Source organism: Streptomyces sp. NPDC007991 (assembly GCF_042958445.1).
Taxonomy (GTDB): domain Bacteria; phylum Actinomycetota; class Actinomycetes; order Streptomycetales; family Streptomycetaceae; genus Streptomyces.
In genome coordinates, this window is record NZ_JBIBJD010000015.1 from 1 (window position 1) to 23,385 (window position 23,385).

General features: G+C 69.3%; 23 protein-coding genes and 1 pseudogene. 14 read left to right on the forward strand and 10 right to left on the reverse strand.

Annotated features, from left to right (window positions below):
- Positions 1–199 precede the first annotated feature (199 nt).
- Together rox and ACFZDA_RS34840 are read right to left on the reverse strand one after the other, a co-directional pair.
- Entirely contained in the window at positions 200–1,636 is a 1,437-nt protein-coding gene (gene rox, locus ACFZDA_RS34835; RefSeq protein ID WP_391089380.1) for a rifampin monooxygenase, read from the reverse strand.
- A 206-nt stretch (positions 1,637–1,842) separates the two neighbouring features.
- A complete protein-coding gene (locus ACFZDA_RS34840) occupies positions 1,843–2,703 on the reverse strand; it encodes a helix-turn-helix domain-containing protein (protein ID WP_391089605.1) in 861 nt (286 codons plus the stop codon).
- A 136-nt stretch (positions 2,704–2,839) separates the two neighbouring features.
- Between ACFZDA_RS34840 and ACFZDA_RS34845 the strand changes: the two genes are divergently transcribed.
- Complete coding sequence (locus ACFZDA_RS34845; RefSeq protein ID WP_391089382.1) at positions 2,840–3,835, forward strand: aldo/keto reductase; 996 nt, start codon at positions 2,840–2,842, stop codon at positions 3,833–3,835.
- Positions 3,836–3,857: 22 nt separating this feature from the next.
- Here ACFZDA_RS34845 and ACFZDA_RS34850 read toward each other — a convergent pair whose 3' ends face one another.
- The 4 genes from ACFZDA_RS34850 to ACFZDA_RS34865 form a co-directional block, all read right to left on the reverse strand.
- Positions 3,858–4,700: an ABC transporter permease subunit gene (locus ACFZDA_RS34850; RefSeq protein ID WP_391089384.1), complete on the reverse strand. Its 843-nt coding sequence runs from the start codon at positions 4,698–4,700 to the stop codon at positions 3,858–3,860.
- A gap of 3 nt (positions 4,701–4,703) precedes the next feature.
- Entirely contained in the window at positions 4,704–5,723 is a 1,020-nt protein-coding gene (locus tag ACFZDA_RS34855; RefSeq protein WP_391089386.1) for an ABC transporter permease subunit, read from the reverse strand.
- A gap of 61 nt (positions 5,724–5,784) precedes the next feature.
- Positions 5,785–7,131, reverse strand: coding sequence for an extracellular solute-binding protein (locus ACFZDA_RS34860; RefSeq protein WP_391089388.1), 1,347 nt, complete (start codon positions 7,129–7,131; stop codon positions 5,785–5,787).
- Positions 7,132–7,238: 107 nt separating this feature from the next.
- Positions 7,239–8,258: a substrate-binding domain-containing protein gene (locus ACFZDA_RS34865; protein WP_391089390.1), complete on the reverse strand. Its 1,020-nt coding sequence runs from the start codon at positions 8,256–8,258 to the stop codon at positions 7,239–7,241.
- A gap of 179 nt (positions 8,259–8,437) precedes the next feature.
- Between ACFZDA_RS34865 and ACFZDA_RS34870 the strand changes: the two genes are divergently transcribed.
- The 3 genes from ACFZDA_RS34870 to ACFZDA_RS34880 all read left to right on the forward strand — a co-directional run bounded on the left by ACFZDA_RS34870 (position 8,438) and on the right by ACFZDA_RS34880 (position 11,459).
- Positions 8,438–9,787 (forward strand): mucin-1, encoded by a 1,350-nt coding sequence (locus tag ACFZDA_RS34870; protein WP_391089392.1) that lies wholly within the window; start codon positions 8,438–8,440, stop codon positions 9,785–9,787.
- 551 nt (positions 9,788–10,338) lie between these two features.
- Positions 10,339–10,818 carry a hotdog fold thioesterase gene (locus tag ACFZDA_RS34875; protein WP_391089394.1) on the forward strand — a complete coding sequence of 160 codons (480 nt, stop codon included), beginning with the start codon at positions 10,339–10,341 and terminating at the stop codon, positions 10,816–10,818.
- Positions 10,815–11,459, forward strand: coding sequence for a TetR family transcriptional regulator (locus tag ACFZDA_RS34880; protein WP_391089395.1), 645 nt, complete (start codon positions 10,815–10,817; stop codon positions 11,457–11,459). The genes ACFZDA_RS34875 and ACFZDA_RS34880 overlap by 4 nt, the downstream gene beginning before the upstream one ends.
- Positions 11,460–11,556: 97 nt before the next feature.
- Here the strand turns inward: ACFZDA_RS34880 and ACFZDA_RS34885 are convergent, their stop codons facing one another.
- The 4 genes from ACFZDA_RS34885 to ACFZDA_RS34900 all read right to left on the reverse strand — a co-directional run bounded on the left by ACFZDA_RS34885 (position 11,557) and on the right by ACFZDA_RS34900 (position 15,569).
- Positions 11,557–12,210 carry an NAD(P)H-binding protein gene (locus ACFZDA_RS34885; protein WP_391089396.1) on the reverse strand — a complete coding sequence of 218 codons (654 nt, stop codon included), beginning with the start codon at positions 12,208–12,210 and terminating at the stop codon, positions 11,557–11,559.
- A 149-nt stretch (positions 12,211–12,359) separates the two neighbouring features.
- The gene (locus tag ACFZDA_RS34890) at positions 12,360–12,884 is read right to left on the reverse strand and encodes an AAA family ATPase (RefSeq protein ID WP_391089399.1); all 525 of its coding nucleotides are present in this window, start codon (positions 12,882–12,884) and stop codon (positions 12,360–12,362) included.
- A 241-nt stretch (positions 12,885–13,125) separates the two neighbouring features.
- The gene (locus ACFZDA_RS34895) at positions 13,126–13,770 is read right to left on the reverse strand and encodes a LuxR C-terminal-related transcriptional regulator (RefSeq protein WP_391089401.1); all 645 of its coding nucleotides are present in this window, start codon (positions 13,768–13,770) and stop codon (positions 13,126–13,128) included.
- The gene (locus ACFZDA_RS34900; protein ID WP_391089402.1) at positions 13,761–15,569 is read right to left on the reverse strand and encodes a histidine kinase; all 1,809 of its coding nucleotides are present in this window, start codon (positions 15,567–15,569) and stop codon (positions 13,761–13,763) included. Before ACFZDA_RS34900 ends, ACFZDA_RS34895 begins: the two co-directional genes overlap by 10 nt.
- A 331-nt stretch (positions 15,570–15,900) precedes the next feature.
- On the opposite strand from ACFZDA_RS34900, the gene ACFZDA_RS34905 reads away from it, so the two are divergent.
- The 10 genes and pseudogenes from ACFZDA_RS34905 to ACFZDA_RS34950 all read left to right on the forward strand — a co-directional run bounded on the left by ACFZDA_RS34905 (position 15,901) and on the right by ACFZDA_RS34950 (position 23,372).
- Positions 15,901–16,263 (forward strand): peptidase inhibitor family I36 protein, encoded by a 363-nt coding sequence (locus ACFZDA_RS34905; protein ID WP_391089404.1) that lies wholly within the window; start codon positions 15,901–15,903, stop codon positions 16,261–16,263.
- On the forward strand, positions 16,260–17,249 hold the full coding sequence (locus tag ACFZDA_RS34910; protein ID WP_391089405.1) for a hypothetical protein: 990 nt from the start codon (positions 16,260–16,262) through the stop codon (positions 17,247–17,249). The genes ACFZDA_RS34905 and ACFZDA_RS34910 overlap by 4 nt, the downstream gene beginning before the upstream one ends.
- A gap of 51 nt (positions 17,250–17,300) precedes the next feature.
- Positions 17,301–18,575, forward strand: coding sequence for a GH25 family lysozyme (locus tag ACFZDA_RS34915; RefSeq protein WP_391089406.1), 1,275 nt, complete (start codon positions 17,301–17,303; stop codon positions 18,573–18,575).
- Positions 18,576–18,628: 53 nt separating this feature from the next.
- On the forward strand, positions 18,629–19,012 hold the full coding sequence (locus ACFZDA_RS34920) for a peptidoglycan-binding protein (protein WP_391089408.1): 384 nt from the start codon (positions 18,629–18,631) through the stop codon (positions 19,010–19,012).
- A gap of 55 nt (positions 19,013–19,067) precedes the next feature.
- Positions 19,068–19,598 (forward strand): hypothetical protein, encoded by a 531-nt coding sequence (locus ACFZDA_RS34925; RefSeq protein ID WP_391089410.1) that lies wholly within the window; start codon positions 19,068–19,070, stop codon positions 19,596–19,598.
- Between the two features lie 31 nt (positions 19,599–19,629).
- Entirely contained in the window at positions 19,630–20,010 is a 381-nt protein-coding gene (locus ACFZDA_RS34930) for a peptidoglycan-binding protein (RefSeq protein ID WP_391089412.1), read from the forward strand.
- 132 nt (positions 20,011–20,142) lie between these two features.
- Positions 20,143–21,206 (forward strand): annotated as a pseudogene (locus ACFZDA_RS34935) (tyrosine-type recombinase/integrase).
- Entirely contained in the window at positions 21,203–21,550 is a 348-nt protein-coding gene (locus ACFZDA_RS34940) for a helix-turn-helix domain-containing protein (protein WP_391089413.1), read from the forward strand. Before ACFZDA_RS34935 ends, ACFZDA_RS34940 begins: the two are co-directional and overlap by 4 nt.
- A gap of 260 nt (positions 21,551–21,810) precedes the next feature.
- Entirely contained in the window at positions 21,811–23,133 is a 1,323-nt protein-coding gene (locus tag ACFZDA_RS34945) for a hypothetical protein (RefSeq protein WP_391089415.1), read from the forward strand.
- Positions 23,130–23,372 carry a hypothetical protein gene (locus tag ACFZDA_RS34950; protein ID WP_391089416.1) on the forward strand — a complete coding sequence of 81 codons (243 nt, stop codon included), beginning with the start codon at positions 23,130–23,132 and terminating at the stop codon, positions 23,370–23,372. Before ACFZDA_RS34945 ends, ACFZDA_RS34950 begins: the two co-directional genes overlap by 4 nt.
- The last annotated feature ends 13 nt before the right edge of the window (positions 23,373–23,385 follow it).

The following is a 23,385-nucleotide window of genomic DNA, read 5'->3' on the forward strand; positions in this document are numbered from 1 at the left end:
GGGGCCCCCCCTGGGGCGGGCGGGGGCGCCCCCCCCCGCGGGCCCCCCGGGGGCCCCCGCGGGCCCCCGGGGGGGGCGGGGGGGGGCGCGGGGGGGGGGGGGGGGGGGGGGGCCCACCGGAGGCGGAACGCCCCCGGTGCCCGAACACGATCCGGGACGGTCAGGAGCATCGACTCTCCTGACCCTCCTTACAGGCCGATCAGTCGGCGGGCTTGCCGAACCAGCGGGCGAGGTGGTTGTCCAGGTCCCGCTGGTCGTCGCCGATCCACGCGACGTGGCCGTCGGGGCGTAGCAGGACGCACGGAACATCGAGTGCCGCTGTGGGATCCGCGAGGTAGTCGACCCGGTCGGACCAGCCGCCGACGGTCAGGCGTTCGGTGCGGTCCAGCAGCAGGCCGCGGCCGCGATGCAGCAGACGGTAGAGGTTGCCCTGTTTCACGTCGATGTCGCGCAGGCGGCGGCCGAGCAGGTCGGGGCCTTCGCCGAAGTCGTAGCGGATGCCGATCGCGGTGATCTTCTCGATCAGATAGCGGTTCACCTCGTCGAAGTCCATCAGTTCGGTGAGCAGCCGGCGCACGGCCTGCGGGCCCGGTTCGGTGGAGTGCAGTTCCATCTGTGCGCGGGTGTTGTCCAGCACGTCCTCGGCGACCGGACGGCGTTCGGCCTGGTAGCTGTCCAGCAGTGTTTCCGGCGCCCAGCCGCGGATCTGTGCGGCCAGTTTCCAGCCGAGGTTGAAGGCGTCCTGAACGCCCAGGTTGAGGCCCTGCCCGCCGACGGGTGGATGGATGTGTGCCGCATCGCCGGCCAGCAGCACCCGCCCGACCCGGTAACGTTCGGCCAGCCGGGTGGCGTCGTTGAAGCGGGACAGCCAGCGCGGGGAGTGCACGCCGAAATCGGTTCCGGCGATGGCGCGCAGCTGTTGTGCGAAATCATCGAGGGTGGGCGGTTCCGCGCGGTCGCCGACTCCCGCGACGGGTACTACGACGCGGTAGACCGCCTCGCCGAAGGGCCTGAGATCGAATCGCTTGTCAGTCCGCTGGATTTCGGCCACCTTGGCGGCGACCTCCTCCTGCGGCACACCCATTTCCATCTCGCCCATCAGCGTCTCGGTCCGCGCGGGCTCGCCGGGGAAGCCGACGCCGAGCAGTTTGCGCACCGTACTGCGGCCGCCGTCACAGCCGACGAGACAGCGTGCGCGCAGTTGTTCGCCGTCGGCCAGCTCGACGGTCACGCCCTCGTCGTCCTGCTCGAAACCGGCCACCGCACAACCGCGCCGGACCTGCGCACCCAGCTGGATCGCATGCTCTTCGAGCAGGTGAACGATGACGGGCTGCGGGATGCCCAGCAGATAGGCGTGCGCGGAATCCAGGTCCCTGGGCGCGGGTTTGGCGATGGCGGCGAAGAATCCGGCGGCCGGGCGCCGCCTTCCGTGCTGGAGCAGGCGATCGAGCAGTCCACGCATGGCCATCAGCTCGATACTGCGGATGTGCAGACCGACGATGCGGACGAACGACGCGGGCTCGGTTTCCTTCTCCAGGACGAGTACCCGCACATCGTGCAGCCGCAGTTCGGCGGCCAGCATCGCGCCGGTCGGCCCGCACCCGGCGATGATCACGTCGTACATGGGAGAGCGCATAGGTGTTGCCTTTCGGGAGTGCCTGGTTGGCGAGGCGCTCCCGGCGACACCTACGTCAGTCGCCGGCCGTGACGGGAAGGGGGAGCACCCACGTCGATACAGCGTTCATGGGTCTCACCTCCTCGGGTGGTGTCGCGGTCCACTGCAAGTTACAAGCCCGGCATCACCCCGTCCATTGCTTTTCTCCCCGCGACACCGGGACCGCTTCACCGTGTCGTCGGGTCCGTTGCCCCCGTGGGGAATTCCTCGACACCGATGACCCGCAGCAGTTCCAGCCGCTCGCGGCTCTCGGCGTCCGCCGGGGTGAGCACCAGCAGCTGCTGGCCCTGGTCGGGAGTGACCAGGGTCTCGCAGTCCATCAGCAGGCGGCCGACCCGCGGATGCAGCAGGGTCTTGCGGTCGGCACGCCGGACCGCCACCTCGTGCTCGGCCCAGATCCGGCGGAAGTCGGCGCTCGCGGCCCGCAGCCGGTCGACGAGTGCGGCGACCGCCACGTCGCCGGTCCGGCGGCCGGCGGCCGCACGCAGGTCCGCCACGAGCCGGCGGGCGTGGCGTTCTTGTTCCTCGGGCGGGGTGACGGCGCGGGCCGCGGGGTCGGTGAACCAGCGGTAAGCGACGTAGCGGCGGTCGCCGGACAAGCCGGTGTAGTTGCCCATGAGCAGGAGGGCGGCCCGGTTCTGGGCGAGGACCTCGCCCAGGTCGCACAGGACCAGGGCCGGGGTGTCGCCGAGCAGGTCGAGCATGCGGATCAGGCCGGCGCGGGCCAGGCGGGCCACTTTGTCGGCCGGTGGGGGCCGGTGGCCGGCCAGGTGGAACAGGTGGTCGCGCTCGTCGTCGGAGAGGCGCAGCGCCCGGGCCAGCGCCCCGAGCAGCTGGACCGAGGGCTGGCTGCTGCGGCCCTGCTCGAGGCGTACGACGTAGTCCACTGACATGCCGGCGAGCGTGGCCACCTCTTCCCGGCGCAGGCCGGAGGTGCGGCGGCGGGGGCCGTCGGCGAGGCCGACCTCGGCGGGACGCATCGCCTCGCGGCGGCGGCGCAGGAAGTCGGCGAGCTGGTCACGTTGCATGGTCCCCATGGTCCTCATCGTCCTCGCGGCGGCCGGGCCGATCCAGGGAGCGTCTCTCCCAGGATGAACGCTCCGCTCCCGTACGTCGCGGCGCGGGGCCAGGGTGAGGGGCAGACCGACGACGAAGGAGAACGCGATGCAGACACGAGCCCTGGGCACCGCCGGCCCGGCCGTTTCCGCGCTGGGCCTGGGCGCGATGGGCATGTCGGGTGCCTACGGCGAGGCCGACCGCGCGGAGAGTATCGCCACCGTCCACGCCGCGCTGGAGACCGGCGTCACGCTGATCGACACGGGCGATTTCTACGCCATGGGCCACAACGAGCTGCTGCTCGCCGAAGCGCTGCGCGGCCGGGACCGGGACAGCTACCGGTTGAGCGTCAAGTTCGGCATGCTGCGCGGGCCGGGCCCGGAGTTCGGCGGGATGGACGGCCGTCCCGAGGCGGTGCAGAACTTCCTGGCCTACTCGCTGACCCGCCTGGGCACCGACCACATCGACATCTACCGCCCCGCCCGGCTGGACCCGGCGGTACCGATCGAGGAGACGGTGGGCGCCGTCAAGGAGATGATCGACGCCGGGTACGTCCGGTACCTCGGTCTCTCGGAGGTCGACGCGGCGACGATCCGCCGGGCGCATGCCGTGCACCCGGTCGCCGACCTGCAGATCGAGTACTCGCTGATCTCCCGCGCCGTGGAGGCGGACATCCTGCCGGCGCTGAGGGAGCTCGGCATCGGCCTGACCGCGTACGGAGTCCTCAGCCGCGGCCTGATCTCCGGGCACTGGTCCGTCGGCCGTACCGCCGGCCCCGGCGACAGCCGCGGCTTCAGCCCGCGCTTCTCCAGCGGGAACGTGGAACACAACCTCGCCCTCGTGGAAGCACTGCGCCGGGTCGCCGACGCGAAGGGGTGTACGGTCGCTCAACTGGCCATCGCCTGGGTGGCCGCACAGGGCGACGACATCGTGCCGCTGATCGGCGCTCGCACCCGCCAGCGGCTGGCCGAGGCGCTGCCCGCGGTGGAGCTGGCTCTCACCGCGGACGACCTCGCCAAGATCGGGAAGGCGGTGCCGCCGGGCTCGGCGCGCGGCGACCGCTACCCGTCCGCGTTCATGTCAGGCCTCGGCACCGGAAACTGATTCCGCCCGTCGAGACCCGCGTTCAGCCCTTGACGGCGGAGCTGGCGACACCTTGGACGAACCACCGCTGGAAGAAGGCGAAGACCACCAGGACGGGCAGGACCAAGAGGACGCCGAAGGCGAGGATCTGGCCCCAGTCCGGGGGCTCCTGGCCCTGGAAGACGCTCATCTCCAGCGGCAGTGGACGTACCGACGGGTCGGAGACCATGAGCACCGGCCACAGGAACGAGCCCCACTGGATGAGGAAGGTCAGGATCGCCACGGAGGCGAAGGCCGGCTTCGACATGGGGACGATGATCGCGAAGAAGGTGCGCCAGGGGCCCGCGCCGTCGATGCGGGCGGCTTCTTCGATGCTCGGCGGGATCGAGCGGAAGAAGGTGTGGAACTGGTAGACCGAGAAGGCGTTGGCGATGAACGGCAGCGCCAGGATGGGCAGGGTGTTGCGCTGGTCGTTGAACATGTAGAAGAGCGGCACCGCCACCGACTCGAACGGGACCAGCATCAGCAGCAGGATGAGCGTGAAGACGGCGTTCCGCCCCCGCCACTTCAGCCGGGACAGCCCGTAGGCGGCCATCGAGTTGACGAACAGACCGCCGGTGACGACGACGAATGCCAGCAGCAGTGAGACGCCCATGAAGCGCCAGAAGTAGCCGGTGCTGTCGGAGTCGAGGCTGTCGAGGACGGCGGAGTAGTTGTCGAAGGACAGGTGGGTGGGGAGGAAGCCGGTCAGGCCGTCGAGAACCTCGTCCGACGGCTTGAGACTGCCGAGGAACAGGTAGATCACGGGCAGCAAGAAGACGAAGGCCAGCACGCTGAGTACGGCGTAGTCCATGAAGCGGCGCAGGGGCGTTGGGGTGGTGCCCATGGGTCAGTCCTCGTTTCCGGGCCGGACGACGCGGCGCTGGATGAGCGTCAGGACGACGACGATCAGGAAGAAGACGACGGTGATCGCGGACGCCTGGCCGATGTTGTTCTGGTCGAAGGCGGTGGTGACGGCCTGGTACATCACGGTGCGGGTGGCGTCCTCGTCCAGGCCGCCGCCGCGGACGAGGACGTACACCTGGTCGAAGACCCGGAAGGAGAGGACCGAGGTGAGCATGGCGACGAAGACGAGGGTGCCGTGGATGCCGGGCAGGGTGACGTGGCGGAACTGCTGCCAGCGGGAGGCGCGGTCGAGTGCGGCGGCCTCGTAGAGCTCCCCCGGGATCTGCTGGAGGCCGGCCAGGAGGATGACCATCTGGAATCCGACGCCCTGCCAGATCGACAGCACGATGATCGAGGCCATGGCGGTGGCGCCGTCGCCGAGCCAGTCGAAGGCGCCCCAGTTGCCGAAACTCACCGCGTCCAGCGCGGAGTTGAGCATGCCCTGGTCGCTGCGGGCCAGGATGAGGCGCCAGATCACGGCGACCAGCGCCATGGGGAAGACGACCGGCATGAAGAACAGGGACCGGAAGAGGCCGATGGCCTTGAGCTTGCGGTTGAGCAGGATGGCCAGCCCGAGTGCCAGGGCCGTCTGCACCGGGACGACGACCACGGCGAAGGTCAGGTTGTTCAGCAGGGCCCGGAGGAACGGGCCCGACAGGTCCGGGTCGGTGAACAGCCGCCGGTACTGCTCCAGGCCGAAGAAGGTGGGTTCCAGCGGGGAGCCGAGGCGGACGTTGTAGAAGGAGAGCACCACGGCGTAGCCGAACGGCACACCGACGAAGACGATGAGTCCGACCACGGCCGGGGCGGACATGAGCAGCCCGTGCAGCCAGTCGCGGTTCTTGCGGCCCGGACGGGTTGATCGCATCGATCGCTTCCAAGGCGCGGGCTTCACGGAGGTCACGGAGGGGTCCTGCTCCGGGCCGGGCGGCGGCACGGCGGGCGCGGGTTCCACGGATGTCACGGGAGGGTCCTGTTCCCGGCGGGGCGGGCGCGCGGTGGGCGGCCCGCCCCGGCCGATGGTCCTACGGGATCTTGTAGCCGGCGTTGTCGGAGTAGTCCCGGTCGATGGCGCGGGCGGCCTTGTCCAGGGCGCTCTTGGGGTCGGCGCCGCCGTAGACGGAGTTCAGGGCCTCGCTGAACTTCGCGGTGACGGTGGGGTATCCGGCGGTCACGGGGCGGGTGACGGCGACGCAGGACTTGGTGATGTCGCTGTCACCGCAGGGCTTGGCGATCTGGTCGGCGAAGAGCTGGAGCGGGCCGCCCTGCTTGTAGAGGTCGCTCTTGGCGAGTGCGGTCTTGGTGGCGGGCACCGCCCCGTTGGCGGTCGTCATGGCGGTGACGTTGGTGTCGTTCAGGAGGGTGTCGAGGAACGTGCCGGCCGCTTTGGCGTTCTTGGTGTTGGCGCCGATGCCCCAGGCCCAGGAACCCTGGCCGGTCTTGGGGCCGTTGCCGAAGTCGGGCAGCGGAAGGACGACGAGGTCGTCCCCGAGGGCCTGGCTGTAGGCGGGGTACATCCAGTGGCCGACCCAGCTGAGCGCGACGCGGCCCTTGGCGAAGGCGTTGCCGTCGGTGTTGGGGTCGACGTAGGGCTTCCAGGACTGGAAGGTCTTCAGGGCCGAGTCCACGGCCGGGGTGTCGAGGGCGCCTTCGGCCTTGCCGTCCTTGAGCAGGGAGCCTCCGGCGGACCAGACGATCGGCGCGAAGCCGTAGGTGCCCCACTCGGTCGCGAAGCCGTTGCCCTCCTGGAGGTCGAGGGTCTTGCCATCGGAGTCCTTGGCCTTCAGCGCCTTGAGTGCGGAGGTGAACTGAGCGGCCGTCCAGTCGTCGGAGAGGCCTTTCGGGTACTTCACTCCGGCCGCGTCCAGCAGCTTCCTGTTTCCGTAGATTCCGAGGCCCGAGTCGTACATGCCCAGGCCGTAGTGCTTGCCGCCTATTTCGCCCTGCGCCTTGATCGCGCCGGTGGCATTGTCCAGTGTCTTGGCGGACACGTAGCCGTCGATCGGCGCGAGCTTCTTGTTGTAGACGAAGTTGGCCATGGTCGGGCCGTCGAACTCCATCACGTCCGGCAGCTTGGTGGCGTCCGTGGCGGTGATGGTCTTGGTGTAGTCGTCGGCGGGTATCAGCTTCAGCTCAACCTTGACCTTGCTCTGCGAGGAGTTGAAGGACTTCACCGCGGACTGCAACGCGCTGTCCTCGCTCTGCTGACCCTGGTGGGCCCAGACACTGATGGTGCCCGTGCCGCTGCCCGCCTCGGCGGCGGTGTCGGTGCCGCTGCCACCCCCGCCGCAGGCGGCGAGTGCCGCCAGAGGCAGGGTGAGGGCAAGGCCCGTACAGGCCGCGTGACGGTACCTTCGGTTTCCGGCGTTCATGGGTTGGTGCCTCCGTGCGAGGGTCGGTGCTGCTGCGGGGGTTCTGGGCGCTGAAGTGCTTCCGGGTCTTGGGATGTGGGGGCTCGGGGCGTGGGGCTCCGGGACGGTTACTGCGGTCCGCGCGGGTGTGGTGGTGCGGTGGTGTCGCGCAGGATCAGGCGGGTGGGTACCTGGACATGCCCGGGTGAGGCGGCGTCCGGCTCCTCCAACTGCCGCAGCAACAGCCGGGCGGCTTCCGTACCCTGGCCCGCGACCGGCTGGGCGATGGTGGTCAGCCCGAGCACCTCGGCCAGTTCGTGGTCGTCGAAGCCGATGACGGACACGTCGTCCGGCGCCTTCAACCGGTGCAGCCGCAGGGCACGGAGGGCACCCATGGCCATCTCGTCGGACTGGGCGAACACCGCCGTCGGCGGGCGGGGAGCGGCCAGCAGTTCGGTCATGGCGCGCTCGCCGCCCTCGACCGTGTAGCCGCCGTCCGTCTCCAGGGCCGGATCGTGCGGTATCCCGGCGTCCGCCAGGACGTCCAGGTAGCCCTGGCGTCGCTCGACCGGGGTGGTCCAGTGCAGTGGTCCGCTGGTTCCGCCGATCATGCCGATCCTGCGGTGGCCGAGGTTCACCAGATGCCGCACGGCGCTCTGCGCGGCGGCTCGATCGTCGATGCCCACGACCGTGAAGCCGGGTCTGGGCGCGGTCCAGAAGGTGGCAAGCGGCACCCCGAGTGACCTCAGCGCGTCGGCCTCGTCCTCGTCGAGGACCAGCAGCGAGAGCACCGCGTCCACGCGTTTGCGTACCGGCATCTTGGTGAAGAAGCGTTTGCGTGCCTCAGGGGAGCCGAGGTTGTACAGCAGTACGTCGTACCCGGCCGCACCGAACATGTCCTCAGCCGCATCCAGCACCGTGCCGAAGAACCAGCGGCCCACGAACGGGGCGACGACGCCGATGGTGAGCGTGCGACCGCTGGCCAGGCTGGACGCCGAACGCGACGCGGTGTAGCCGAGCGAGGCGGCTGCGGCCGCGATCTGCTCCCGCACCTCGTCCGACACCCCCGGTCGGCCGCGCAGCGCGCGGGACACGGTGGACGCCGAGACCCCGACAGCACGGGCGACGTCGGTGATGCTGGCCGTCACAGTAGGTCCCTCCGATCCGGTTCACATCCGTGTGATCCGCGAGTGACCAGACCGTAAACCCACACCCTTGGTTGCGCAAGCGTTTGCGTTCATATTTACTTGCAATGCTTTCCCATCAGCGCAGATATGACAGCGATTCAGCGCACGCGTTTGTCTACCGAGAGCCACAGGAGTCATCCATGCGTTACGCCCCGCCCGGCCTCTGTGTGAACGACTTCGCCCTGCTGAGCCACGCGGACGGCACGCACACGGTGCTGCACCTGCAAGGTCCGTGGACAGCGCGGTTCGACCACCTGTGGATGGAGACTTCCTACGGCCGGGCCACCTCCACCGACCTGGTGCACTGGCAGCCGCAGGGCACCGCCTTCGGCACCGGCCTGCCCGGCTGCTTCGACCAGCAGGCCGTGTGGACGATGCACCCCTTTCCCCACGGTGACGGGCTCGCCATGTTCTACACCGGTGTCCGCGGACTCACGCCCGGAGGCTGGCCGCTCCAGGCCGTCGGGCTCGCCTACTCCGACCGCCTCGACGGCACCGGATGGCGCCGCCACGCCACGGGGCCGGTCGTCGAGGCCGACCCGCGCTGGTACCGCACCACCGAACGCATGGGCTGGCGCGACCCCTTCGTCGTACCCGACGACGAGTCAGACGGCTGGATCATGGTCGTCTGCGCCAGCGACGCCTCGCTGCCGGTCGAGGTCAGCGGATGTGTCGCCCTCGCCACCTCGGACGACCTGGAACACTGGACCGTCCACCCGCCGCTCATCGCCCCTGGCGACGTCAACGAACTGGAGTGCCCGGTCCTCGAACGTCTCGACGACGGGACCTGGCTGCTGCTCGGCTCCATCGGCTCCGCGCAGGGCTTTGAGGCATGGACCGCCCCACGCCTGCGCGGGCCTTGGACCCGCCGCGGCCCCCTCGGGCCGTCCGGCGCCTACGCCCCCCGCGTCACGACCGCGCCTGACGGCTCTCGGGTGGTCCTGCACACGACCCCCCGCCGCGTCGGCCTCACCGATGCCGGCAAGAGCTGCCGCGGCATGCTCGCCCAGCCGAAACTCCTCGTCACACCCCCGGATGCGGCACCCCGCCTCGAATGGTGGCCCGGCCTGGACACCTGGCTCGATGAGAAGACGGACCAACCGACCCTGCACGCGGTCGGCGACATCGCGGTGTCCGGACCCGTCGAGGTCACCCTGCGTACCGATGTCCCGGGCAGCAGCCGCGCCACCCTTGCCGTCGGCTGCGACGGCAAGAACCTCTGGGCCACCGGCCCCGACGGCACCCGGCTCGCCGAAACCCTCCTGCCCAGCTCCGCGGCCACCCTGCGCATCCTCACCGTCGGGGAATACGTCGAGGTCTACGCCGACGGCGTGTTCGCCCTGACCACCTTGTGCTACGCCGGTAGCCCCGCCCCGTGGACGGCCGTCACGGAAGGACGCGAACGCACCATCGCCGTCCGCCCGGTCCGGCTGCCCGACCCCCACCGCGACGACGCCTCGGCCATCTGGCCCGGCCCCTCGGCTCCCTGAGGGCGAGAGCCCGAGCGGTCGGCTACGTCCTGAGCGCCCACCGCCGAGATCGTCGGCGACGTGTCCGGGGGTGTGCCGGACAGCCGCGAGGGCGTCCGGCACAGTCCGGAACGCACAGGTCACGTGGGTGCTCGGTGTCCGGGACACCCATGAGGCCGTGGGTCTCTTGCGGCCGGCCGGCTGGTGGCCACCATCGGGCAGCGACGTCCGGCGACCTGTCCGGCCCCGACGACGTTTCCGACGCCCGGTCGTTCGTGGACCGCATGCGCGCGCTCAAAGCCTGGTCCGGGCTGACGTATCGGGAGATCGCGGCTCGCGCGCACCGGAACGGCGACATGCTGCCGCCAGCACGCTCGCGACGGTGCTGGGACGGGCCACTCTGCCCCGGGAGGACGTGGTGCGGAGCACCAGCAGGGAACCCAGGAAGCCGGTGACCGTGATCGCGGGCCGTACCAGTCCGAGTGCCGTGCGCGGGGACTCGGCCACCGCCCTGGCCCTCCTCAGCGGCCGGCGCGTCGTGTCGTGTCGTGGAAGGTCATCGAGGCAACTCGTTGACCGCATGGGTTAACGACGTTAAGTTAACGCCGTTAACCATCAGCTTCGATCGGAGTAGCCGGGTGCTCACACTTGATGCCGAAGAGGTCTACGCGCTCGCCCCGTACGCCAAGACGCTCGGAGTCGTGTTCGACGAGATCTCGGCAGTCAGCGTTCGCGCCACGCTGGCGCACGATCACTCTCTTTCCACGGTGGGCGGTGGCCTGCACGGAGGCGCGTTGATGGGACTCGCCGACGTCTGCGCTGCCGTTTGCGCCGCTCTCAACGGGCCGACCGGCGCCGCACCGGCCACCGTGGAGTCGTCCACGTACTTCCTGCGGCCGGCACACACAGACGTCGTCGCCACAGCCGTCCCCTTGCGGGTGGGGCGCAACACCGTCGTCGAGGTCGACGTTCATGACGCCGGCGGTGAACTGTGCGCCCGGGTGACCCAGGTGGTCACGACCGTCAGGCCAAGGGCTGGATCACAGCCGTGACCGGCTCCCGAGTTCGTGCCAGGAAGGGCCAAGGCGGCGTACTCCGGGACCAGTTCCTCGACATCGCCGATCAGCTACTCGAAGACGGTGGCGCCGACGCTCTTACGATTCGTGCGGTAGCGGCACGGGCGGGAGTCACTCCCCCAGCCGTCTACCTCCACTTCGCCTCGAAGGCGGAACTCGTCCATGCGACGTGCCTGCGCGTATGGGGGTCATTGTTCAGCGAGTTGGAAGTGGTTTCCCGGGAGGTCTCCGATCCGGTGACGGCGCTCTACGAAACCTGCGTCGCCTATATCTCCTTTGGACTTCGCCACCCATCCCCATACAGACTGGTGATGTCCGGCACGGCCACAGAAGCCAGCCGTCAGAACGAAGACGCGTGCTTTCGCTATTTTCGCGAGAAGGTGGCGGCCTGCCTGGATGCCGGAGTGCCGATGGAGAGCAAAACCGGGACCACCAGATTGCTGTGTGCCGGCGTCCACGGGGCAGTTTCCCTGCTCATTCACCAAGAGAGTGACGCATGGCCGCCGGATGTCGCCGGCTACGTGAGACGGGCAGCCTCCTCAGCCGTCTACGGTGCTCTTCTCACCGCGTTTCACACCGCCAGGCCCTCGATGGCGGCCTTGAACCAGCCGGGCTGAACCGCGCATCGAACAGGACTTTGTCAGCGGTCAGCTCTACCCTGCGCGACCGGTCCGGAGAGGGGCGCAGGATGCCGGCCGCCGCGGCGGCGGTTGGTCACGAGCGGACGTTCGCTCGGACCGCTTCGTCGATGGGTGTCGACCCTGAGTTGAGTTCGAGGATCTGCCGGCCGATCCGGGGCTCGTGGAGCAGTTCGGCCAGGGTGGCGGCGACGTCGTCGCGAGTGATCTCACCGTGGAGCTCTGCCGGACCGAGGGATACGGTGCCGGTTCCCGGGCCGTCGAGAAGCAGTGACGGACGGAGGATCAGCCAATTCAGATCGCTGCGGCTGAGCGCGACGTCCGCGGCCTTCTTCACGGCGAAGTAGTACTCGACCTCCTCTCCGAGGTCGCGTTCCCGCCATGATTCCGGGAGCACCGAGACCAGCGCGAAGCGCTCCACACCGGCGACGCGTGCCGCTTCGATCGCTTTGACGACCCCATCGCCGTCGATCGCCGTCGTGACCTCCCGGCTGCCGCCATTCGATCCGGCGCTGAAGACGATCACGTCGACGTCACCGAATGCTGCCGCCAGTTGTTCCACCGTCATGCTGGACAGCTCGCCGACTCGTGCGTTGACGCCTCGCGTTGTGAGGTCAGCCCGCTGATCGTCCCGGCGAACGAGCCCGTGCACGGCGTCTCCCCGAGTGCGCAGCTTCTGCGCGAGCAGGCCACCGATACCGCCGGTGATGCCGATGATGAAGACGTCCACGCCGGATGCTCCGTTCTCTCGGACGTGACTCCTGGCTCCGTCGTCAGACCGGTGCCTGAATGATCAACGGCCCGCTTCCGCCCGGGTATTTCCGGGCCCGGCGCTCCTGGCACGGTGCGTTACTCGGCGGCACCAAGGCCGGCCGACAGTCACGCGAGTGATGGCCACCGAGCGGCGGCCCACTCCAGCCATCCTGACCACCCGGGAGGCGGACCTCCTGCCTCATGTCCAGCGAGTTCCGTGGCGTCGGGCTCCTCGAACAGCGTCCTCCAGCGCACGAGGTCCGTCTCGCTCATCGCGAAGGTCTGATCAGGGGTGGTCGACCGGCGATGGGCGATCCGAGCGCGTTGGGTCTCATGGTCCACCGGCACGTACACCAGGTGACAGGACGCGCCCACAGACATCGCCAACCAGCGGATCGCGGACCTCTCGTCACGAGACCAGCAGCCGAAATCCAGCACCACGTTCGTTCCCAGCTTCAGCGCCTCCAGCCCCAGCCAGAGCAGCCGTCCTTCCAGCACATCGCGCTTCCCGGCCGGCTGCGGATCACCGAACAGCGGGAGCATCCACTCATCCGGCGTCAGCCGCAGCGCGCTGTGCTCCTCGGCCAGTTGTCGAGCTCTCGTGGTCTTTCCGGCCCCGGGCAGGCCTACCGTCAGGAACAACGTCGTCACGCCCAGATCTTGTCACGAAGGCCAAGTGATCACGGCTTGAGCCAAAGTCGGATCGAAGCCGCGGTGACAGTGCCATGGAAGACGTAGGCGCGCTTGTCGAATCGCGTGGCCACGGCCAGGTGTGGTAGATCATCCGACGGAGTTGTGCCGGGGCGGATCAAGTGTCAGGACAAGTTGATCGAAGTTCCAGCCAACGATCGGGCAGGGTGGATCGACTGGGACTTTGCAGCGCGCCTTGGCGTCACGCCTCCAGATAGGCGAGCACGGCCAGTACGCGGCGGTGGCCCTCGAGGTCGGGTTCCAGACCCAGTTTGGTGAAGATGTTACGTACGTGCGTCTCGACGGTCTTACCGCCCACCCCCAGACGCCGGGTGATCGATTCGTTGGAGCGGCCTTCCGCCATGAGCGCGAGCACCTCCCGCTCACGCCGCGTGAGCGTCTCCAGGGCGCTCGCCGGGCGCCGTCGTTCGAGGAGTCGGCGGATGACCTCCGGGTCGATGCAGGACTCGCCGTTCGTCAGCCGTTCGAGTGCGTCGACAAGCTCGTGCGTGTCGGATACCCGGTCCTTGAGGAGATAGCCGAAGCCCGCTGTGTCACGGGACAGGGCCTTCAGGGCGCTTCCGGTCTCCACGTACTGGGAGAGGAGCAGCACGGCCGTCCCCGGGTGACGGGAGCGGATGGCGGCGGCCGCTCGGATGCCCTCGTCGGTGTGGGTGGGGGGCATCCGGATGTCGATGACAGCGGCGTGCGGACGTAGTTCGGACACCAGGGCGAGGAGGTTGTCGGCGTCGCCGGCCTGGGCGACGACCTCCAAGCCCGCCTCCCGCAGCAGTCGTACAAGCCCTTCGCGCAGCAGCACGGAGTCCTCGGCCACGATCACGCGCATGGCAGCTCCGCCCGTAGCCGCGTCCCGTTTCCGGGTGGACTGGTCACCTGCAAGGTGCCGCCGGTGGCCGCGACGCGGTCGGCGAGTCCGCACAGGCCGGATCCGCCGGCCGGATCGGCGCCGCCGATCCCGTCGTCGACGACCTCGATCACCAGCCGGTCCCCTCTCTCGGAGGTCTCGCGTCGTCCGGCCACGCTGACCGCGGTGGCCTGCGAGTACTTCATCGCGTTGGACAGCGCCTCGCAGATGACGAAGTAGGCCGTGGACTCCGTCAGCGAGGAGAAGCGTCCCGGGTCCACCATGACGAGCACCGGAATGTGCGCCTGCTGTGCGAGCGTTCGGACCGCTGCCGCGAGGCCGTCGCGGGTGAGGACGGCGGGGTGGATGCCACGGGCGAGGTCGCGCAGTTCGTCCAGTGCCTGCCGCACCGCCTGGTCGGCCTCCGCCACCGTGCGGCGCAGCGCCGGGTCGGGGGCCCGTTCGCCGCCGCGGGACAGCCCGGCATCGAGCCTGCGCAGTGTCATCAGGGCGAGGACCAGCCGGGTCTGCGCACCGTCGTGGAGGTCGCGTTCCAGCCGCCGGCGCTCCTCGTCCGCGGCTTGCAGGAGCCGGGGGCCGATGCCCGTGGTCTCCGGCGCGGCGGACCGCAGACACATGCGTACGGAGCAGCTGACGGCGAGCAGCAGCTTCCCGTCCTCCTCCAGCGCCGTGTCATGCACGAGGACGACCGTGGGTGTTCCCGCGGACTCGTCGATGACGGTGGTGCTCGCCCCGCTTCCCGGGCGTGGCAGCACGAGTGGCTGCCCGTCCGGGTCGACGTACAACGGTTCCCCGCCTCCGCTCCGCCCTCCGATCTGAGGTGATCGCAGGCCGAGACGCAGCGACGGGTCGCCGAGCAGTCGTGCCAGCGTGTCCTGCAGCCGCTTGGGGGTCGGGTCCGCGCCCACCTCGATGACGAGATTGCCGATGTAGGCGCGGCGCAGTCGCATGCGCAGCAGACTGATCAGGAACGCGATCGGCACCAGGACCTCGCTCGCGTCCGACGGCCAGGTCAGCACCGCGTCGGCGGTGTCCATGGCCTCGGGGGCGAGCAGGTGGATGATCTCCCAGCCGACGAAAGCCACGGCGATGGCGACCGCGACCCACGCGGGCATGAGGACGTGACGCCGCGCCGGGCAGCTGATCCGCCAGCGACGGACCAGCGCCCCGAGGCACAGAACGGTCAGCATCGCCCCCGCCCAGCGGTAGCCCAGATCCACCGCGTCGAACCAGCCCGGCTCCGTGTGGGCCAGCAGGAGGTTGAGGTCCGGTCGGCAGTCCCGGCAGGAGAGGTAGGTGGCGTCTTTGTGGACCGACGGGTCGTACAGCGTCACCCGGACCAGTCCGCCGAAGGCCACCAGTGCGTAGCCGCTTCCCACCACGGCCCGGTCATAGACCGTGGCGAGCCGTCCTTCCGGGAAGGCGAGCAGAAGGTGCGCCAGGACGGCCAGGTTCAGCGCCTCGCCCCACACGCCGAGGGTGAACAGCGGTGGGATGCCGGTGCCTTGGAGGTTGCCGAGGAACCAGGTGATTCCTTCGGCCAGCATGATGCGCCCGGTGCGGTTGGCCGGTCGCCGCCACCATGCGATCAGCCCGGCACCCGCGTAGGACCAGCCCACCGACAGGTCGCGCGCCACGTCCGCCCACGCAGCGCCGGCGCGGTGGTAGGCCCAGGCTCCGCTGAGCCCCGCGACGACTGCGGTCGTCGCCCAACCCCACGGTGACCAGCGGAAGTCCGTTCCCCCACGGCTCCTCTTCACGGCGGTGACCATAGGCGGGCAGTCCCTGGGGACCACAGCTTTCCGGCCAGGCGGCGGAACTCGGGCCGGATGGCGCCGCCGGGCGGCATGACGATTTCAGGGTCTGCCCTGATGCCGCGCTCCCCTGGCCGTCCCTACCTTGTGTTCGTGACGCCGAGGAGCGCGGCGGGCCTGATGGACCGAGGCCCGGTGGCTCCTGGGGCCCTCGCGCCGGAGGCTGCCGTTTTCCTCGGTTTGTCACGCTGTCAACTGCTTCAGAAAGTGCCGAATCGAACCGTCACCCAGTTGACGTGTTCATGACCTATTTGCCGCACGAAGGAGGACCTACATCATGAAGAGGACAGCTGTACTCATCTCGGCTCTGGCACTCACCGGCGTCGGATTCCTCGGGTCCACGGGGACCGCGTCCGCCGACACCTGTCCCTCCGGCGCGGTCTGCGCCTACCTCAACGAGAACTGGTCGGGCAAGGCGTACCCGGTCTATCAGGACAACGACGACCTGACCATGTACTCGGGGTGGCGGTGGGCCGAGTCCATCTACAACAACGGCAAGTCGTGCAACGTCCACATCTACTCGGAGAAGAACCACGGGGGCGCCCGGTATCCGCTGAACAGGGGAACGGGCTGGAAGTCCATCAAGGGCTCGGCCGTCTACCACCACGCGTTCTCCAACAAGTGGTACGGCTGCAAGTGACGCTCGCCGTGTGGCGCAGGGTGCTCACGGCATCCTGCGCCGCCGCGGCGGCGGGCGCGGTCCTGGCCGGGTGTACGCAGCAGCCCGCACCGGACCGCCCCGTTCCCCGGCTCTATCCCTTCGACTCGGCCGTCTACTTCACCCCGCAGCAAAGCGTGCTCCTGCAGAGCGCGGAGGAGCGCGCCGTCCAACGGTGCATGCGCCGGCACGGCTTCGCTTACACACCCGCGCCCCCGTCGCCGGTGCAGGAACCGCGCAACCCCTACGGGCTGCTCGATGAGCGCACGGCACGGACGAACGGCTACGGAATCACGGCGGCCGCCGCGCGGGGCGCCTTCGCCTCACCCGCCCCCTCGCCGCCGGCCGGCCGGTCGCGGGACTCGGCGCGATCGCGCCGGGTCCTGCTGGGGACCGAGGCGCGGCAGCGGACCATCTCGTTGCCCACGGGGGAACAGGTGACCGTGCGGACGGACGCCTGTGTCACGCGCGCCCGGGAGATGGTGTACGGCCCGGGATGGGACGATCTGTTCTACCTCTTCCAGGCACTGAGCAACGAGGTCATCGAGCGGGTGGAGGACGATCCTGCCGTGACGGGGGCGTGGCGCCGTTGGGCGGCATGCATGGAGAAGCAGGGCTTCGCCAAGCCGACGCGGGACGACGTCCTCAGCTCGGTCGAGCGGCGTGTGCGCCGGGCAGCCGGCAGAGGCGAGTCCGTCAGGGCAGCCGCCCGCGCGGAGATCAAGACCGCGGTGCGGGACGCCCGCTGCCAGGAGCAGGCCGGCCTGCGACGGCATGTGGAGGCAGCGCAACACGCGGCGGAGCAGCGGCGCCTGGGGTCCTACGAGGACGAGCTGTCCCGGCTGCGGTCCATGCGGGACCACGGACTCGCCCAGGCCTCCTTGCCCGCAAAGGCGCCCTCCGACGAGTCCGCGGAGGGGTCCTCGAAGACGACCGCGGAGCAGTCCGCGGCGGACTCACGCCACTGACCTCCAGCCCGACAGCGGGCTGAACTCCCTTCCCCACTCGGAGTCAACAGCATGCACAGATCTCCCTCCCGCCGGACCCGGACCCGTCGAAGCGCGATGCGCGCCGTCGTGCCCGTCGCCCTCGGGGCGGCCGTGTGCTCCGCCGTGCCGTCCGCCCAGGCGGCCCCGCTCCCGGCACCGTCCAGCCCGTCCTCGACCGCTCCGAGCGACGACCACCACGCCGGCTTCGGTCTCGCGGCCCGGACCCCCGCGCCGGTCGCTCCCCGGCTCGCGGCGAGTGCCGTACGCGGCCTGGACGTCAGCAGCCATCAGCAGAACGTGAACTGGCCGTCGGTCGCCGCGGCCGGAGCCGCGTTCGCCTACGTCAAGGCGACCGAGGGCACGAGCTACAAGAACCCGCAGTTCGACCAGCAGTACAACGGCTCTGCCTCCGCGGGCCTCCTGCGCGGCGCCTACCACTTCGCACTGCCCGACAGGTCCGGCGGCAGCGCCCAGGCGGACATCTTCCTCGCCAACGGCGGCGGTTGGTCCAAGGACGGCAAGACGCTCCCGGGCGCGCTCGACATCGAGTACAACCCCTACAGCGGCGGGACCTGCTACGGGCTCTCGCAGACCGCCATGACGAACTGGATCAGCTCCTTCGTCGAGCGCTACAAGTCGCGTACCGGCCGTTACCCCGCCATCTACTCGACCACCAGCTGGTGGTCGCAGTGCACCGGCAACAGCGCCGCGTTCGGCGCCAAGTCGCCGCTGTGGATCGCCAACTACAACGGGACCCCTCTGCCGCTCCCCAAGGGCTGGTCCTCGTACACGATCTGGCAGACCGCCGACAGGGGGCCCTTCCCCGGCGACCAGAACGTCTTCAACGGCTCCCTCGCCGACCTGCGCAAGTTCGCCGAGGGCTCCTACACCCCGCCCCCGCCGGGCGACGTCTGGCCGACGGTCCAGGAAGGCAGCTCCGGCTACCGGGTCACGGGGTTGCAGCACCTGCTCAACGCCCACGGGGCGGGCCTCGCGGTGGACGGGCGGTTCGGCCCCGGAACTCGCGCGGCGGTCGTCTCCTTCCAGAAGTCCAAGGCGCTGGACGCCGACGGCATCGTCGGCCCCCTGACCTGGCAGGCACTGATCATCACCGTGCAGTCGGGCTCCAGCGGCCACGCCGTGCGCGCCGCGCAGGCGCTCCTCAACGCCCACGGCGCCACGCTCGACGTGGACGGTGAGTTCGGCCCCGGAACCCGCGCGGCGGTCGTCTCCTTCCAGAAGTCCAAGGCGCTGGACGCCGACGGCATCGTCGGCCCCGACACCTGGAAAGCCCTCGTCGACTGACCGGGGGCCGCGCCGCGCGGCCCCTCGGCAACACCCATGAGAGGACACCGAACGTGACACCCATCCGAACGACCTCCCGCCTCACGGGCACCGTCCTGGCCGGCGTCCTGGCGATCGGCTCACTCACCATGGTGGCGGCACCGGCCGGCGTCGCCACGGCCGCCGCCGCAGCGTACAAGTGCGACCGCACCTACTACACCGGCAACGCGCTCACCTCCTACGGCGACTCGGGCAACCGCGTCATCGAGGCCCAGTGCCGTCTGGTGTTCTACCAGCGGCTCAAGGCCGGCGACGTCGACGGCCGGTTCGGGCCGAAGACCCGCAATGCCGTCATCGCCTTCCAGCAGGGGCTGCGCAGCGGCGCGTGCGGCAAGGTCGACGTGGACGGCATCGTCGGCCCGGTCACCTGGTACTTCCTGCGCCATGGCTGCGGATGACCACGTCGCTGACTCAACCCCCATCCCACCTTCCTCTCGACTCAGGAGCACCCTCATGAGCATCAAGGCGTACGCAGGGTCCGCCGCCGCGGCCCTGCTGGTCACCGGCCTCCTGGCGGCACCGGCCGTGGCGCGGCCCGGTCACGCCTCCGCGGCCCCGCAAGCCGTGGCCGCCGTGACGAAGATCAGCCACACCGAGGCGACGAACCGCTTCCGGGCCGCCGGCATCGCGTGGAGCTCCAGCGGCAACTGCTCGGACCGGAACCGGCCCACCTGCACGTCGTTCCAGAACCTCAACCTCAACACCGCGCTCGGGGCGGTCACCCTCAAGCGGGCCACCGGCTGTGCCCTGACCATCACCGGCGGCACGGAGACGGGGCACGCCTCCGGCACGTACAGCCACTGGAACGGCTACAAGCTGGACTACAGCCCCACGACGTGCCTGTCGAACTACATCACCGGCACGTTCACCCGCATCGCCGACCGCGGGGACGGGGCCAGGCAGTACCGGTCCGGCTCCGGCAACATCTACGCCCGCGAGAGCAACCACTGGGACGTCACCTACTACAACTGCGGTGGCTGCTGAGCCCCGCGCTGACGACCGAAGGAGAGTACGCATGGCAGTGCTCAGGAACAAGACGGCCTTGGCGGCGGCCGCACTGGCGGCGTCCGCCGTGCTCGCCGGGGGCTTGCCGGCCACCACGGCCTCCGCCGCGCCGAACGTCGCCAACATCTCGCAGGGCTCGGGGAACCGGCAGGGCGTGTGGTGCGTGCAGTTCGCCACCAGCAACTGGGCCAGCCGCACCGGCAAGGCCGACCCGATCAGTGTGGACGGCGTGTTCGGCCCCGCCACGCTCGCGTTGGTGAAGAAGTTCCAACGAGCGTCCGGGCTGGCGGCCGACGGCATCGTCGGCAAGCTGACCGGCAACAGCATCCTGGACAACGCGGGTGCCATGCGCGACTGGTGCTACCCGCGGGTCCCCAGCACCAGGCGCTGAACCACGGCCCGCTGTCAGGCCGTGGGGACGGGCAGCATCGTGCCGCCGTCGCAGGAAATTTCCGGGGTCGTGTCAGATTCCGAAAGTCGTCTGCTGAGGCTCCTCCGCCCAGCGGGGGATTCCGCCACTCCCCTGGACCCGGCAGCCGTGGCGGTCGAATCCGGGCTGGCGGATGTCGTGACGCTGCAGCGACATCGGCAGGCCCGGGTGTCCGCGCACGATGAGGAGAGCTTCTTCCTCGACACGCTCTCGGAGTACCAGTGGGCCAGGGACGCGGCGGGGCTCGCACCGGCCACCCTTGATGGCCTGGTCAAACCAGTCATCGAGGTGTGCGACTACTACGGCACAGTCCCGTGGCAGCTCTCGCCGAGGGAGGCCGACCGGTACTTCACGGGGCCGGGCAAACGGGCGTCCTCGACTCTGCGCGCAAAGATCAACAAGATCGACGCGTACTTTGCATTCCTTGAACAGCGGTATGCCGGCGAGATCACGCGCCGATTCGGTGCTTCCGTGGAGTCACCGATCGACATGTTCAACCGCCCCAACATCGCGGGGACTTCGGCCTTCGGATCCCGCCGTCGCAGGCGGCGATGCGCGACTTCTTCGCGAGCTGGCGCGAGGACCTGCCGAACGCACGGAAGTACTTCGTTGCCTGCCGCGACTACGTGATGACCAAGGTCGCGTACCTGTCAGGTGTCCGCGCGGTTGTCCAGGGGAAGGGAGCCCGCGGTTCCGGGCCCCGGCCTCGCGAGGCGTACATGTTCCAGGAGGGACGTGCCCTGTTGTGGTGGTACATCGAAGAGATCCGGGGCGAGTTCGGGGACGATGCCGAACACCCCAGGGCGCCTTTGTGGCCGTCGGAGCGCAAACCGACTGCGGTTGCCGCTCTGAATCTGCCGATCGCTCCGGCGATCGGGCCATCCACCTTCCGGCGGTCGCTTCACGGCGCAGCCTCCAACTACCTCACGGGCCCAGTCACTGACCTGTTCCCGCACTTGCTGCGGCACGCCTGCGCGACCCACAACTACGAGCGCGGGATGACGCTGTGGGAGGTGCAGAAGGTCCTCGGACACGACTGGGCCACCACGACGCTTCGGTATATGGCAACCGCGCATGCCGATCCGGAGGTGGCGAACCTGGCCGCGAGCTCGCGGGCGGCGCAACGACTGGTGATGGACAAGGGGAACCTGCGGTGAACTGGAATCTGCGGATGGTTGCCGCCCAGCGGGACCTGTGGCGACCCACCGAGGTGCTGGCTGCCTTCCAACAAGTGGGGTTCAACCCTTCCCTGAGCAAGGTCGCCGCACTGTGGGGCGGTACCCCGGTCACGGTCCGCCTGGACGACCTCGACAAGATTTGCACCGCGTTGAACTGCACAGTCGCTGATCTGCTTCAGGCAGAGCCGCTTGCAGACATGCAGGCGGCACCGGAGTCCGGCCAGCAGGCGGTCGGCGCTGAGACGCCGCCGTCGGCGGGCCCGCTGAGGCCAGTGCCGCGTACTCGGTGGGGCAGTGGGCCTCGAACGCTTCCGCCGAGCTGACAGCCGGTGGGGACGGACCAGGGTACGGCCCGGAGTTGCGAGTCGTGCCTGGGCTGGGTCGTGTTGCACCAGAGCCGGGTGTGCGCCGGCTGCAAGGGCTGGCAGCAGAAGCATCGAGAGCGGGGCCTATGCCCGCGTTGCCGCCATGACGGCTACCTGAACACGGATGGGCTGTGCGTCCCTGCCTCCATGCGATCCGTGCCGAGGACGACGCAGAGTGGGCCCTGGGCATCGAGGGGGCACGGCCGCTACGCCGAGGCGTGAACGACGGGCGCTACGTGCTGGCGGATTGGCGCCGCAAGCTCAATCAAGCGCGCGTCTACCTCGACGAACCGGCGGCTCACGTATTGAAGCCGGCGCCCCGGGGGCAGATTCCGCTGTTCACCCTGCCCAGGACGCTGACTGAGACGACGGTCAGGGCGATCGCCGACCGACCGATATCCGGCTGGGATCGGACCCGAGAAGTGCTCGTCGCGATGGCGGACGAGCATCGTTTCGGTCGGGGGTGGTACTACAGGGTCGCCGAGATGGTGCGCCTCGCCTTGGCGGTCAGGGAGACCGAGGGCACGGACCTATTTCCCGAGACGCTGTTGTGGGAACTGCCGGCCAGAAGGGATGCGGTCCGCCTGGTCCTCCTACGCGCCGGACTGCTGGCCGAGGCGCCGGAACCCATGCGGTTGCACCCGGCCGACCAACCCAGCACGCCCTACATCAACGTCCCAGTACCCCGGCCGCCGCTTACGCCGCGCCAGTGTCGGGACTGTTATGCGTGGATTCCTGGAGGCTGGCGAGGGTTCCGCTGCAACCCATGCAAGGACTGGCGCGAGAAGTACGACCGAGGCTGCTGCCTGCGCTGCCGCCGCGACGGCCTCCCGTTGCGTGGCGGTCGCTGCCGCGGGTGCCACCCCTATCGCCTTCTCGATGAGGCAGGGAGTCCCACAGCGCAAGTCACACAGCTCCAGATCGACCTGCCCGCTGGCACAACAGCAGGGGTCCGGCCACTGAATTGGGTCCGACCACCCCATGGAACTGACGAGAAGGCGGTGCCTCATGTCGGCCGCGGGCAAGAGACACTCTTCGACATACAGCGCGACTGGGCGCCTGTGCTAGCCCGCTTGGACCGCAGGGACCCTGGCGTGTTGCCGTTGTCCGAGGAAGCCAGGCGGCTGGTTGAGAAGTTCGACCAGCTCATTCTCGATCGTCGGACGCCCGACTACCCCAAGAACATTCGCACGCTGACCATCCTGGTGCACTGGCTCAGCGCCGAGAACGCCATCCCGGAGCGCGACGTCCATGACTTGGCAAGATGCTCGGCGACTCTCGCGGCCAAGCCCGTCTGCCAGTTCCTCCGCTCTCACGGTCTGCTCATCGATAATCCAGACCGTCGCCAGGACGTGAATCTCGTGTGGATCCAGGCAGCGACCAGTGTCCTCCCAGATCCGCTTGCCAGCGAGATCCGCGCATGGGTGACCCTGCTACGCAATCAGGGCCGCCACGAGGGCGAGCTCCGCGATTACCGCAGCATTCGCCGCTACTTCGCCCACATCCAGCCCGTCCTCACCACGTGGACCGCCGACGCGTGACAACTCTGCGAAAGATCACGACGCACCACATTGAGGCGGCGGTAGCCGGCCTGTCCGGACAAGAGAGGCAGAAGGTCGCGGTGAGCCTGCGCAGTCTCTTCAAGACGCTCAAGCGGGAACGGATGGTCTTCCGGGATCCGACCCGTCAACTGTCGGCCGGCCACCTCAAGGGACTCCCGCAGTCCATGCGAAGTGATCTTCTGGCCGGATTGATGGATCAGGACAATACCCAAGCTTAGCCGTCTGATCATC